Source organism: Sphaerisporangium rhizosphaerae (assembly GCF_042665155.1).
Lineage (GTDB): Bacteria > Actinomycetota > Actinomycetes > Streptosporangiales > Streptosporangiaceae > Sphaerisporangium > Sphaerisporangium rhizosphaerae.
The window spans coordinates 37,422-51,064 of the sequence record NZ_JBHTCG010000026.1; the positions used below are offsets into that span (position 1 = coordinate 37,422).

Below are 13,643 nucleotides of genomic sequence, written 5' to 3' on the forward strand. Positions count from 1 at the left end.
GCCCGCTTGCAGGGGTGCGATCGGCCGTTGATCCGACGTTGAACCCCGGGCGCGAGCCTTGACGGCAGAGGCGCGGAGCTTGGGGGGTTCAAGATCCGTGCTGACGTCCGGCCGGTCGTCGTCGTGAGGCGGCCGGTCGCCGCGAAGGCGCCACCGGTGACCAACCGGGCCCCCGGCGCCCCGCGGCGGCAGACGACCGGCCGGGCACTTTCACCCCCAGATAGGGCAGACAACGCCGTCATGCGACATATCGGGATGCAGAGTGATAAATCACGTGTGGATGACCAGGTTGGACGACGAACCCATGAGCGGGGTCCGCGAGCTAATCGCCGACCTGATCCAGCTTCAGGAGCGCGCGCAGGTCGTCGGCCTCGGGGGAGCCCAGCCGGGTGAAGATGTCCAGGGCCCGCTTGAGGCAGTCGCCGCTGCGCCGGACGCTGCCGAGCCCGGTGAGGGCACGGCCTAGCACGGTCAGCGACAGCGCCTCGCCGTACGGGTGCCCGATCTCCCTGCTCAGCGTGAGCGCCTGCTCGGCGTACCGCGCCGCGTCCTTGTAACGCTCGGCGGCGATGAACGTTTCGGCGAGCCGGGTGCACACCCGCTGCTCCCACACCTTCTGGCCGCCGGCGCGGAAGAAGTCCAGGCACTCGGCGTGATGGACGACCGCCTCGGTGAGGCGGCCCACCCGTGACAGGACGATGCCGAGCTGGTACCGCGCGCGGGCCATGCCCGGCTCGCTCCCCAGCTCGGTGAAGATCGCCAGCCCCCGGTGGGCGGCGGCGATCGCCTCCTCGCTGTTGCCCAGGCCCAGATGGTCGCGGGCGGAGTAGCTGGCCACCAGGGCCTCTCCGGCCGCCGCGCCGATGTCCTGGTAGGCCTTGAGCGCCGAGTCGAACAGGGCCAGCGCGTCCTGGTGGCGGCGCCTGCGCCCGGCGACGACGGCCAGGCCGTTGTAGATCTCCCCCCTGACGATGTGGTCGCCGGTCGAGTCGGCCAGGTCCAGGGCCGCGCGGAACTGCTCCTCGGCGTCGTCCATCCGGTTGCTGCCGAACAGCACGCGGCCCAGGACGTACCGGCAGCGCAGCTCGCTGACCTTGTCGTTGACGGCCTGCGCCGCGGCGATCACCGCGCCGGTGCGTGAGACGAACTCGCGGCCGTAGGCGCCGGACTCCAGCAGCGGCTCCATCGCGACCAGCAGGTCGGCGGCGGGCGACAGCGCCTCGGCGGAGGGGCCGGACTCGGCGATCTGCCCGATGATGGCGAACATCGCCTCGGCCTCGACGGTCAGCCAGGTCACGGCCTCGTCGGCGCCCGCGAAGGTCCGGCCGGGCACGCCCGAGGACACCAGGTGGTCGGAGATCACGCTGCCTTCGTAGGCGAGCCGGTGCGCCGCCTGGGCCGAGGTCAGGTAGAACCCGAGCAGCCGGCGCAGCGCCAGCGCCCCCGCCTCGGGGCTCTCGGTGGCCTCCGCCTGCTTGCGGGCGAACAGCCGCAGCAGGTCGTGGAAGCGGTACCGGCCGGGCGCCGGGGCCTCCAGCAGGCTGACGTCGACCAGCGACTCCAGGATGTCCTCGGTCTCGATCATGCTGAGCGACAGCACCGCCGAGGCCGCCTGGATGCCGATGTCCGGTCCGTTCGGCAGCGAGAGCAGGCGGAAGGCCCGCGCCTGGCCGGGGTCCAGGTGCCCGTAGCCCAGCGAGAAGGTGGCGTCCACGGCCAGGTGCCCGATGCGCATCTCGGAGAGGCGCCGGCGCTCGTCCGCGAGCCGGGGCACCAGCGAGGCCACCGTCCACGACGGCCGGGCCGCGAGCCTGGCCGCGACGATGCGGACGGCCAGCGGCAGGAAGCCGCAGATGGCGACCACGTCCATGGCCGCGGGGCGCTCCGCCGCCACCCGCTCGGCGCCGGCGACCGCCGAGAACAGCGTCAGCGCCTCGTCCGGCTCCATGACCTCGAGATCCAGCAGCCGGGCCGAGGGCAGGTCGGCCAGCTTGCCCCGGCTCGTGATGATCGCCGCGCACCCGGCCGTCCCGGGCAGCAGGTGCTCCACCTGCTCGGCGTCGCGGGCGTTGTCCAGCAGGACGATCATCTGCCGGTCGGCGAGCAGCGAACGGAACAGCGCGCCGCGCTCGGCGAGGCCGTCGGGGATGATGTCCACCGGGATGCCGAGCGCCCGCAGGAACGCCGCCAGCACCGACTCGGGGGCCGTCGGCTCCTTGCCGTAGCCGCGCAGGTCGGCGTACAACTGCCCGTCGGGGAACACGTCGTGCAGCGAGTGGGCCACGTGCACGGCGACCGCCGTCTTGCCGACCCCGCCGATGCCCGAGACGGCCGCGACGGGCATGCCCTCGGTGCCGGTGGCGCTGGTCAGCAGCGTGCGCAGCCGGTTGACGACCTGCCTGCGGCCGGTGAAGTCGCTGACGGCGGCCGGGAGCTGGGCGGGACGGGGCATCTCCTGGAAGCCCTCGTGCTCGGCCTCGGCGCTCTCCGCGCCGGGGAAGGGCGTCTCGCCCGTGGTCCTCGCGGCGGGGGTGTGCGGGGCGCCGCCCTGCTCGCGGCGGTCGGCGGTCCCCGCCGGGGCGGGCGGGGCCGCGGGGCGCCGTTCCTGCGCGGTGGGCGCCCACGCGAGCCGCGGATCGGCGCCGAGGATGCGCTGGTGGAGCGAGGACAGCTCGTGGCCGGGGTCGATGCCCAGCTCCTCCACCAGGGCCCGCCGGGTGTCGGAGAACACCGCCAGCGCCTCGGCCTGACGCCCGCAGCGGTAGTAGGCGAGCATGAGCTGGCCGCGCAGTCGCTCGCGCAGTGGGTGCTCGGCCGTCAGTGCGATCAGCTCGGGGATGACGTCGGCGTGCCGGCCGAGCTGGAGGTCCAGCTCCATCAGGCTCTCGACGACGCCGATGCGCCGCTCGACGAGCCTGCCGCGCTGGCTCTCGATGTACGGGCCGAGCGCCCCGGCGAGCGGTTCTCCCGACCACAGGGCGAGGGCGTCGCGCACGGTGGCGGCCGCGCCCGGCAGGTCGCCCGCCTTGCGCCGCGCCTCCGCGGCGGCCACGGAACGCTCGAAGAGCGTCAGGTCCAGGGCGTCGGGCGCCAGGCGCAGCGCGTACCCCCGTCCCACCGATGTGAGCAGCTCAGGGCGCATGCGGGGCGAGCGGTCCGGCTCCAGTACGGCCCGCAGCCGCGACACGTACGTGCGCAGCGCGCCGAGCGCGCGCGGCGGGGCGTCCTCCCCCCAGATGGCGTCGATCATCTCCATCGGGGTCACCGCGCGGCCCTCGCGGAGCAGCAGCATGGCGAGGATGGATCGTTGCAGAGGGGTGCCCAATTCGACCTCGCGGCCGGACAGCCAGGCCTGAACCGGTCCGAGCACCGCGAAGCGAAGGCCAGCCGCAGCCTCTTGACCAGCCATTTTCCCTGCTTCTCCACCCTCAAGACGGTTCTATTGGCAAATGATAGGTCCCCACATGCTTTATTCCCTATGCGGCGCCCGTCGCGTTAATCGAGTCGTTGATTTCTCGTTGATCTGCCGTTGACCGGTCGCGGCGATGCTGATGGCACGTCGAACGCGGCCCACCGAAGGGGGGCGGTCACGGGCGGCGGCGGCACCGCCGCCGGATCCGGGTCAGGGGAACCGGGATCCGGCAGGAGCCGGGCAAGTGCCTTGCAGGCGGAGGTAAGGCCGTTGTAAGCGCCCTGCAGGCGATGGGTTCTATCAATTTGGTCATAAGCCCCGAAGCACCAAGCACACGGGGGAACCCGCAATAGGAGAACCGCAATGCACCGCTCGATCCGCAACGTCCTGGGCCTGGCCGCAGCCTCCGCCGTCATCGCGGTGGGCCTCCCCGCCCTCGCCACCTCCGCCTCCGCGGCGACCGCCACGAAGACGGCCTCCGCCTCCAGCTACGACTTCGACGACGACTGGGGCTACTACTACTCCAAGTACTTCAACGGCTCCCGCGCCAAGGCCCGCGGCACCGTCTACGAGGACGAGGACGGCGACTTCCACGTCGAGGGCCGGCTGTACGACAAGTCCTCGCCGGGCTGGCTCTGCGGCTACGTCCAGGTCAGGTTCGAGAACGAGGACGGCGACGACTCGACGTACTGGGCCAAGAAGTGCGGCTCCAGCGGGTCCCGCTACTTCCACTTCTCCTCCGACGACGTCGACAACATCTCGGTCCGCGTCTGCTACTGGGACAACCACCACGCCGCGAAGAAGTACTGCGGCCGCTGGAACTACGTCTACGAGAGCGACGGCGACGAGTGATCCACGCCACCGAGGCGTCCGCCGGATGAGGCCACGGCCTGATCCGCGCGGCGAGCCCGCGGCACGTTGGGGACGCGCCGCGGGAGCACCACAGGGGACGCCCCAGGGGGTTGAACGGGGGAAGTGAGACCTCCTGGGGCGTTGTTCACCGGGGAGACCCGGAGTGACACGGGGGAAGTGCCGGGGAGCCGGGCCGCACGGGGGGTGCGCCGGGGAGCCGGGAACGCGGGGGAAGTGCCGGAGAGTCGTCGCACGGGGGGTGCGCCGGGGAACCGGAGACACGGGGGTGGTGCCGGGGAGACCCGGAGAGCAGGGGGAGCTCGCAGTACACGGGGGAAGCGGGGGGAAACACACAGCCCGCCCAGTGGCCGGGGAGGCTACCGGGCGGGCTGCGCGTTCCATGGGTTCATCGAAGGGACGGGGAGCTCACGCGGCTTCCACGAGACCGAGTCTCGCGTGCATCCGTTCTCGAACCACCGGCCATTCACCGGCCAGGATGGAGTAGTACGCGGTATCTCGGACCGTGTCGTCGGCGCCTCGGCTGTCCGCCCGCCGCACACCGTCCAGGTGTGCGCCGAGGGCCTCGATGGCGGCCCGGGAACGCAGATTGCGTACGTCTGCCTTGAGGGTGATGCGGTGGACCTGCCAGGTCTCGAAGGCGAGCGAGAGCATCAGGTACTTGCTCTCCCGGTTCACGCTGGTGCCCTGGGCCGATGCGGCCAGCCAGGTGTAACCGATGTCCGCCACGGACGGGACCTCGCCCACCACGCCCCGCGTGCCGGGAGGCCAGGGCAGGGGTCCCTGCCAGTACTCCAGGTGCATGAGACGGGTGGCACCGACGACTCTGTCGGTGTGCAGCCACCGGATGGCGAAGGGCATGGTGCGGCCCTCCGCCTGCTCAGCCTGAGCGGCCTCGACGTACGAGGTCATCTCTTCCCGACTGGCGGGAACCCGAGTGAAGGCGTAGGTGGAACGGTCTTCACTCGCCGCAGCGACCAGGTCGTCGACCACCGCGAGGCTGAGTGGTTCCAGGCGCACGGAGCGCCCGGACAGGGTGACAAAAGCGGGCATGAGCACATGATGAGGGCTCCATTGCAGACTCTGCGCCAAATCGGATGGAACTTCTAGGTGAGCGTCCAGGAAAGCGGTGATCATGAGGGTAAAGGCGCAGGTCAGAGCCATGATCACCGCACTGTTCCGGTGCTGGCCGACGGTAAAGGTTCGGTAATGCCGATCAGGGTGCCGCCGGTGCCAGCGAGGCGGGCGGCCAGGCCGCCGGACACCCCCTCGGAGTGAGCGCCGCGAGGGCGCCGTCAAGGTGCGAAAGGGCGGCCGCCACCCACGGCAGTTCGAGCGGTTCCGGGCTGTCGAGCGCGGCCAGCCGCCGCTCCTCGTCCTCGCCGTACAGCAGGCTCGTGGCGACTCGGACGCTCAGGTCGGCGGGCCGGTCGCCGAAGGCGGAGCCGGGCAGGACGCCCACGCCGTGCCGTTCGAGCAGGACGGTGGCCAGCTCGCCTGAGGTGCCGGACCGTCCGAGCGGAGTGAGGTCGGGATACAGGTAGAAGCCGCCCTGGGGCTCGGCCACGATGGCGCCCGCCCGCGTGAAGCGGCCGGCCACCGCGCGGGCCACGATGCCGTGCAGCCTCCTGCTCGCGGCCACCCGCTCGACCAGCTCCGGCGGTTCGGTGTAGGCGTAGGCCGCGGCGTGCTGCACCGGGGCGGCCGGGCTGGACCAGATCTCCGAGGCCACGGCGAGCATCGCCTCCCGGAGCGGCCACGAGGGCAGCCGCGCCACGCCGATGCGCCACCCGCCGAGGGCGAGGCTCTTGCTCAGCCCGCTGGTGACCACGGTGCGCTCGGGCGCGACGTCCGCCGGGCTGAGGAACTCGGCATCGGGATCGTGGACGAGGTCGCGGTAGATCTCGTCGGAGATGATCGTCAGGTCCAGCTCGCGGGCGACCTGGGCCAGGCGCCGCACGGTCCGCGGGGTCGCGAGCCTGCCGGTCGGGTTGTCGGGCAGCGTCACCAGCACCGAGCCGACCGTGCGTCCCCGGGCGCGCGCGCGTGAGACCGCCGCGGCCACCTGCTCGGGATCGGGCGTCCCCCCCTCGCCGGAGGGCGCCGGCACCATGATCGGCTGCACGCCGGCCAGACCGGTCTGGGCCGCGTAGCTCACCCAGCTCGGCATCGGCAGCACGATGTCGCCGCCGATCGCCAGCAGCAGGGCGTACAGCAGCGGCTTGCTGCCCGGGCCGCAGACCACCAGGTCGGGATCGGTGGGCAGCCCGCGGCGCTCCCAGTAGCCGGCCGCGGCCTCGCGCAGGGCCGCCGCGCCGGCGACCGGCCCGTAACCGTTCTCCCGCGAGGCCGCCTCGAGGCGCTCGCGCAGTGCCGGGTGGACGGGGAGGCCCGCCTCGCCGAAGGCCAGGTTGAGAACCCGTTCTCCGGCGCGGCGTCTTCGGGCGATGTCCTCATTAGCTGCCAGGGTTGCTGAAAGGGTGACATTCATCGTCATAACCTCCTGGTGTCTGGGGACCTGCCCAGCTTGAACGGGTACACCCATCGGCACAAGCGAGGCTTTTCGGTGGTGAGCACAAGGAGAACCGATGCTCGACTTACGGCGGCTGTCCCTGCTCCGCGAGTTCGCGCGCAGGGGCAGCATCGCCGCCACGGCGGCGGCGCTCGGCTACAGCGCCTCGGCGGTGTCGCAGCAGCTCGCGACCCTGGAACGCGAGTCGGGTTCGGCGCTGTTGGACCGCACATCCCGCAGCGCCGAACTCACGGAGGCCGGGTACCGGCTCGTCGAGCACGCCGAACGCATCCTCGCCATGGTGGAGACCGCCGAGTCCGACCTGTCGGCCCATGCCGCCACGCCCTCGGGGCGCGTTGTCGTGACCGCCTTCCCCACGGCGGCCGTCGCCTTCGCCCCGGTCCTCGTGCGGTCGCTGCGCCGGCACACCGCACTGTCGCTGCGGCTGCGCCAGGGCCGGTCCGGCCGCGGCATCAGGGAGGTCGAGGCGGGAGAGGCGGACATCGCGCTCGTGGACGACTGGTACGGCGGCATGCGTTCGCGCGGCACCGACACCTTGCGCGTGCTGCCGCTGCTGCACGACCCCATCGTGCTCGTCGTGCCCCGCCGGCACCGGATGGCCGACCCGTCGGTCCCGGTCGACATGCTGACCCTGCGCGACGAGCCGTGGATGGCCACCCCCGACGGAGAACCGTCGCGGATGGCGGTGGACCGCCTGCTGTCGGACGTCGGAGGCGCCCTGCCGGTGCCGTGGGAGTTCGAAGGGCTCGGCACCATCCTCAGCCTGGTCGCCAAGGGCATCGGCATCGCCGCGGTGCCGGCGCTGGCCCTGGCCGCCGGGGTGCGGGGCGTCGCGGTGCGCGAGATACCCGGCAACCCGGTCACCCGGGAGGTGCGGGCCGTCGTCAGGACGGCGAGCGTCAACCGTCCGTCGGTCGCCGCGACGCTGCGAGCCCTGCACGTGGCGGCCCGCTACCTCGCCGCCGACCTCGCGCCCGTCCGGTCCTCCACCGACTAGCGGGGCGCGGCCGCCGTGGCGGTGCGGGACCGGGCGGGGCGAGGACGGCGGGGCGGGCGGGGCCGGAAGCCGGGCCGCCGCCGCGCCTCAGGTCAGCAGTCGACCAGGTCGGGCCGCTGGTTGAGGATCTGCGCACGGGCGGTGACGAACTGCGCGTGCGCCTTCTCGGCCGCGGGGTCGAAGACCGCGACGCGGTGGCAGTTCTGGAAGGCGAGCCGCACCCCGAAGTGCCGTTCGAGCGCGCCGCGCATCGCGTCGCTCGCCAAGCAGCGCAGCAGCTGGCCCCGCGCCGCCTCGTCCGGCGGCGGCGTGAGGTTGTCGGCGAACTCGGCGCCGCTCTGCTCGCGTTCCCGGACCAGCCCGGTGATCAGGGACCAGGCGTAGGGGAGCGAGTCGCGGACGCAGGCGAGGAACGCCTCGTCGTCGACGTCGCCCGCGCGGGCCTGGTCGACGAGCTCGTTCGGAACGGTCAGCGACATGCGGGTTCTCCTCTCGAGATGGGCGGGTCCGACGTCAGGCGTCAGGTCGGACCGGCTCCAGGTGGCGGTGGGGGGACGGTCACATGGGCGGCGCGTGCCGCCGCGGGGGTCGTCCGGCGTCGTCCGGCGTTCCGGCATCGCGGCCTCACAGCCTCGTGCAGGCTCGTGCGGCGCCGTCCGGTGTCATCCGGGTCGTTCGCGTCATCCGGCGGGGACGGTGGGGCGCTCGCCGAAGACGAAGCCGTGGTCGATCTGCTTGCGCAGGTCTTCCCCGGTGGCGCGGTTCGCCCAGGCTTCGGCGTTGCGGACATGGAAGTCGATGGTCTGCCGGCCGAACCTCTCCCAGTCCTTCTCCTGCGCCTGTACGCGCGCGAGGAGCGTCACGAGGGCCTGCCGGTTGGCCGGCTCCAGGTCCTCCAGGGTGAACGCGCGGCCCTGCTCCATGGCGCGGACGGCCGGCGAGTGCTCCAGGCACACCAATAGGTCCTCGCCCACCTGCTCCTGGAGGAAGGCGACGTCGGCCGCGGAGTGGACCTTGTTGCCGACCACCGCGATGGGCACGTCGAAGTCGCGGGCGTGGTCGCGGTACTGGCGGTAGACGCTGACGCCCTGCCGGGTGGGCTCGGCGACCAGGAAGGTCATGTCGAACCGGGTGAACATGCCCGAGGCGAAGGAGTCGCCGCCGGCGGTCATGTCGACGATGACGTATTCGTCGCGGCCGTCGACCAGATGGTTGAGGAACAGCTCGACCGCGCCGACCTTGGAGTGGTAGCAGGCGACGCCGAGGTCGTCCTCGCTGAAAGGGCCGGTGACCATGAGGCCGAACCCCTGGACGGCGGTGGTGAACCGGTCGGCGAAGAAGGGGTCGTCGAGACCGACCAGGCGCGACCCGCGGCCGGGCGGAGTCGTCTTGACCATGGAGCCGGCGGAGGCGATCAGCGGATTCTCGCCGCGCAGGTACTCCTTGATCTCGCCGATGTGGGCGCCCAGCGGCTCGGGCAGCGCGGCCGGGTCCAGGCCCAGGACCAGGCCGAGGTGCTGGTTGATGTCGGCGTCGATGGCGACCACGGGGCCGCCCTGGCGTGCGACGTAGCGGGCGAAGAGCGACGACAGCGTGGTCTTGCCGCTGCCGCCCTTGCCGACGAAGGCGACTCTCATGCGGGATATCCAATCTGGTTATGAAAACCATTGCAAGTACCGGCGGCCTCATCATGCCACGCCGCACCGGCTCTCCTCGTCGGCTTCCGGCTCCTCCGGCTCGTCTTTCACCTGCTCTTGCCCTGCTCGAGGCTTGTCCGAGGCCCGTCGGGCAGTCCTGGCCCGGGCCGGCGCGGCGGCCGTCCACAACCTGTGGGCGGCGGTCGGGCAAGCGTCCCTTGTCCCCGGCGGCCGGCCGGTGCGTTGTCCACAAGCGCGGTTGCTGTTCGCCCTTTCTGTCCGAGAAAAGCTGCGGGAAGACGTTCTCTGTCCACAGCCGGTGGATTCGGTGGGCTGAGGGCGGCGCGCGTTGAGTAGGGTTCCTGTCGTCCAAGCACTGAGAGGGTGATACGGGTGGCGGCCACTTCGACTCCGCCGGCGTCCGACGAACGCGCCGACGACAAGCTCCGTGCCTGGCTGTTGCACGGGCTTCTGCAGTCCGACCGCAAGTCCGTCGGTCACCACGCCGAGCCGGCGCCGCACGAGCAGCACCACTGGTGGCAGGTCATGTGCCTCACCGGTGTCGACTACTTCTCGACCCTCGGCTACCAGCCGGGCATCGCCGCGCTGGCCGCCGGCGCGTTGTCCCCCGTCGCCACGCTGCTGCTCGTCGCGCTCACGCTGTTCGGCGCCCTGCCCACCTATCGCGCGGTGGCCGCCGAGAGCCCCAACGGCCTCGGCTCGCTGTCCATGCTCGAGGGCCTGCTGCCCGGGTGGCGGGGCAAGCTGCTCGTGCTGTTCCTGCTCGGGTTCGTCGCCACGGCCTTCGTCGTCACCATCACGTTGTCGGCCGCCGACGCGACGGCCCACCTCCTGCAGAATCCCTTCGTCCCCGACTTCTTCGAGGGGTGGAAGGTCCCGATCACGCTGCTGCTCATCGCCCTGCTCGGCGTGGTGTTCCTCGGCGGCTTCAGTGAGGCCATCGGCCTGGCGGTCGTGCTCGTCGCGGTCTACCTCGCGCTGAACGTCGTGGTGGTGGTCACGGCCGTCGCGCAGGCGGTGGCCCACCCCGCCCTGGTGGGCGACTGGCGGCAGGCTCTGGTCACCGAGCACTCAGGGCCGCTCGCCATGATCGCCGTCTCGCTGTTCGTGATGCCCAAGCTCGCGCTCGGCCTGTCGGGCTTCGAGACCGGCGTCGCGGTGATGCCGCTGGTCAAGGGCGACCTGGCGCAGCGCGTCAAGGGCGCCAAACTGCTGCTCACCACCGCCGCGCTCATCATGAGCGTGTTCCTCATCGCCAGCAGCTTCGCCACCAGCGTGCTCATCCCGGCCAAGGAATTCCACGAGGGCGGAAAGGCCAGCGGGCGGGCGCTCGCCTACCTCGCCCACACCTATCTCGGCGACCTGTTCGGCACCGTGTACGACCTGAGCACGATGGCCATCCTGTGGTTCGCCGGGGCGTCGGCCATGGCCGGCCTGCTCAACATCGTGCCGCGCTATCTTCCCCGCTACGGCATGGCTCCCGACTGGACGCGGGCCGTTCGCCCCCTCGTGCTGGTGTTCACCGCCATCGCCTTCGCCATCACCGTCTTCTTCGACGCCGGCGTCGAAGAGCAGGGCGGCGCGTACGCCACCGGCGTGCTGGCGCTGATCCTCTCGGCCGCCGTCGCGGTGACGCTGTCCTGCTGGCAGAAGCGCCATCTCCGCAGGACCATCGGTTTCGGCGTGGTCGCGCTGATCCTCGCCTACACCGCGATCGCCAACATCATCGAGCGCCCCGACGGGTTGAAGATCGCGTTCTTCTTCGTGCTGGCCATCATCGTCACCTCGCTCATCTCCCGGGCCACCCGCTCCACCGAGCTGCGGGTCAGCGCCATCGAACTGGACGAGGAGGCCAAGCGCCTCATCGACGTGCCCGGGAAGATCCGCATCATCGCCAACGAGCCCGACGCCCGCGACCAGCAGGAGTACGCCGACAAGGACTACGAGACCCGCCGCAACAACCACCTCCCCGACGACGAGCCTCTGCTCTTCCTGGAGGTCACCATCGAGGACGCCTCGGAGTTCCACTCCGAGCTGTGCGTGCGGGGCGAGGAGCGCCACGGCTACAAGATCCTCACGGTCGAGGCCGCGACGGTCCCGAACACGATCGCGGCCGTCCTGCTGCACATCCGCGACGAGACGGACAAGCTCCCGCACGTCTACTTCCACTGGTCCGAGGGCAACCCGATCGCCGCGCTCCTGCGCTACCTGGTCTTCGGCGGCGGCGACGTCGCCCCCCTCACCCGCGAGGTCCTCCGCCAAGCCGAACCCGACGACACCCGCCGTCCCCCGGTCCACGTCGGCTGACCCCCGGATCCACATCGGTCGCCTGTCGGGGAGCCGGTGGGTGGGGCCTCAGGGGCGGGGGGTTGGGGGGTGGTAGTACTTCAGCACGGCGTCGTGGGTGGGTTTGAGGCGGTCCCACTCGGTGCGGGTGGTCACCCAGTCGATGACGCTGATCCGGCCGCCAGAGATGATCACCCGCTGCAGCTCGTGGTACGGGACGCCCTTGACGGCCCATGAGTGGTAGCCGGGGCCGGTCCAGGTGCTCTCCCATTCCGCGACGACCACGCCCTTGGCGGGAGCGGAGCCCCTGCGCACGGCCAAGGTGACTCCGGGTGTGCCGCCGTCGGCCGGTGTCGGCTGCGTCGCCGATGCTCCCGGCGTGGTGGGTGTCCTCGGTGTCGCCGATGCTCCGGGCGTCGTGGGTGTTCTCGGTGTGGTCGGTGCTCCCGGCGTCGTGGGTGCTCCCGGTGTCGGCGATGTGGTGGAGGTGGAGGATCGTGCGAAGCTCGCCGGTGTCGCCGGGGTGGCGGGGAGCTTCTCCAGGCGGATCCTGCGGTACTTGCGCACCGACCTGGACAGGGACGTCTCGACCTCGGTGAGCAGGTCCAACGGGTCCCGCCCACGGGCGTCGACGACCTCCACGCCCAGGTAGGCGGTGCCCGTCGGCGCCGCCCAGGTGTGCCGGCCGTCTTGTACGGACAGTCGCCAGCCGCGCGGGACGCCGGCCCTCCAGCCCGCGTCCGCGTCGTACCACTTCATCCGCAACCGGTCCGGGCTGGGCGACGCCGTCGCGGGGGCGGCCGCGCGGCTGGACAGCGTGCTCGACGTGGGAGCCTCCGTGGACGGCACGCCGTCCCGTCCGGCGGGCGTGGTGTCCGGCGGGCGCAGCATCGCCCACCCGCCGACGGCGCTCGCGATCACCACGGCCGCCGCCACGCCGGCCAGCAGCTTGGTGTGGCCGGCCAGTCTCGGGGTGGTCGCGGCGGGCGTCGTCGCCGGTGAGCGGAGCGGCTCCAGCAGCGCCTTGGCCGCCGACGCGCTCATCCGCTTCGCCGGGTCCTTGGCCAGCAGGCCGGCGAGCACCGGGCGCAGTTCGACGGGCACCCGGGCCAGTTCGGCGTCCTGGGTGAGCAGCGAGGCGAGCGGCCCCATGGAGTTCTCGAACGGCGGGCGGCCGACGACGGTCGCGAACAGCGTGGCGCCCAGCGACCACAGGTCGCCCTCGGGGGCGGCGGGCGCGCCGTCGAGGCGCTCGGGCGCGACGAAACCGGGCGACCCTATGGTGCCGCTGCGCTGCGCGTACGGGTCGCCGAGCGAGGTGGCGATGCCGAAGTCGCTGAGCACCACCCGGCCGTCGTAGCCGATCAGGATGTTCGCCGGTTTCACGTCACGGTGGACGACGCCGGCGGCGTGCGCGAGCGACAGGGCCGTGAGCACCTCGCTCGCGATCGTCGCGGCCCGGGGCACCGAGAGCGGCCCTTCGCTGCCGAGGACGCGGTCCAGGGAGCGGGACGGGACGAGCTCCATGATGATCCAGGGGTGCCCCTCCTCCTCGGCCACGTCGTAGACGCCCACGATGGTGCGGTGGTTGAGCCGCGCCGCCGTGCGGGCCTCGCGCGAGGTCCGGTGGAGCATCTGGAGCCGCTGGCGGGAGTCGAGCCTGGGCGGGACCAGGACCTCCTTGACGGCGACCGGCCGGTCGAGGAGCGTGTCGTGCCCCTCCCACACCATTCCCATGCCGCCCTGCCCGAGGGCTCGCACCAGCCGGTACCGCTTCACCACCAGTTGCCCAGGTGTTCCCATCCAAAATGCCCCTTCGCGGGCGATAGAGCGAGAAGTCAGCAGACGGGAAGTCTTCCACAGTTGCCGCCACCACCGCGCTCCAAC

General features: G+C 71.8%; 9 protein-coding genes. 3 read left to right on the forward strand and 6 right to left on the reverse strand.

The window, feature by feature from the left end:
• Positions 1 to 322 precede the first annotated feature (322 nt).
• On the reverse strand, positions 323 to 3,370 hold the full coding sequence (locus ACFQSB_RS29515) for an AfsR/SARP family transcriptional regulator (protein ID WP_380830131.1): 3,048 nt from the start codon (positions 3,368 to 3,370) through the stop codon (positions 323 to 325).
• A 405-nt stretch (positions 3,371 to 3,775) separates the two neighbouring features.
• On the opposite strand from ACFQSB_RS29515, the gene ACFQSB_RS29520 reads away from it, so the two are divergent.
• A complete protein-coding gene (locus ACFQSB_RS29520; RefSeq protein WP_380830132.1) occupies positions 3,776 to 4,264 on the forward strand; it encodes a hypothetical protein in 489 nt (162 codons plus the stop codon).
• Positions 4,265 to 4,690: 426 nt separating this feature from the next.
• Here ACFQSB_RS29520 and ACFQSB_RS29525 read toward each other — a convergent pair whose 3' ends face one another.
• Both ACFQSB_RS29525 and ACFQSB_RS29530 read right to left on the reverse strand, forming a co-directional pair.
• On the reverse strand, positions 4,691 to 5,446 hold the full coding sequence (locus ACFQSB_RS29525) for a GNAT family N-acetyltransferase (RefSeq protein ID WP_354851700.1): 756 nt from the start codon (positions 5,444 to 5,446) through the stop codon (positions 4,691 to 4,693).
• 52 nt (positions 5,447 to 5,498) lie between these two features.
• On the reverse strand, positions 5,499 to 6,773 hold the full coding sequence (locus ACFQSB_RS29530; protein WP_380830133.1) for a pyridoxal phosphate-dependent aminotransferase: 1,275 nt from the start codon (positions 6,771 to 6,773) through the stop codon (positions 5,499 to 5,501).
• 97 nt (positions 6,774 to 6,870) lie between these two features.
• Here ACFQSB_RS29530 and ACFQSB_RS29535 point away from each other — a divergent pair, with 97 nt between their 5' ends.
• Positions 6,871 to 7,812 carry a LysR family transcriptional regulator gene (locus tag ACFQSB_RS29535; RefSeq protein WP_354851607.1) on the forward strand — a complete coding sequence of 314 codons (942 nt, stop codon included), beginning with the start codon at positions 6,871 to 6,873 and terminating at the stop codon, positions 7,810 to 7,812.
• A 92-nt stretch (positions 7,813 to 7,904) separates the two neighbouring features.
• Here ACFQSB_RS29535 and ACFQSB_RS29540 read toward each other — a convergent pair whose 3' ends face one another.
• Both ACFQSB_RS29540 and ACFQSB_RS29545 read right to left on the reverse strand, forming a co-directional pair.
• Positions 7,905 to 8,291 (reverse strand): SCO5389 family protein, encoded by a 387-nt coding sequence (locus tag ACFQSB_RS29540; protein WP_354924152.1) that lies wholly within the window; start codon positions 8,289 to 8,291, stop codon positions 7,905 to 7,907.
• Positions 8,292 to 8,492: 201 nt separating this feature from the next.
• The gene (locus ACFQSB_RS29545; RefSeq protein WP_380830134.1) at positions 8,493 to 9,449 is read right to left on the reverse strand and encodes an ATP-binding protein; all 957 of its coding nucleotides are present in this window, start codon (positions 9,447 to 9,449) and stop codon (positions 8,493 to 8,495) included.
• A gap of 393 nt (positions 9,450 to 9,842) precedes the next feature.
• Between ACFQSB_RS29545 and ACFQSB_RS29550 the strand changes: the two genes are divergently transcribed.
• Entirely contained in the window at positions 9,843 to 11,777 is a 1,935-nt protein-coding gene (locus ACFQSB_RS29550; RefSeq protein WP_380830136.1) for an amino acid transporter, read from the forward strand.
• Between the two features lie 48 nt (positions 11,778 to 11,825).
• Here ACFQSB_RS29550 and ACFQSB_RS29555 read toward each other — a convergent pair whose 3' ends face one another.
• A complete protein-coding gene (locus ACFQSB_RS29555) occupies positions 11,826 to 13,559 on the reverse strand; it encodes a serine/threonine-protein kinase (RefSeq protein ID WP_380830137.1) in 1,734 nt (577 codons plus the stop codon).
• Positions 13,560 to 13,643: the final 84 nt, after the last annotated feature.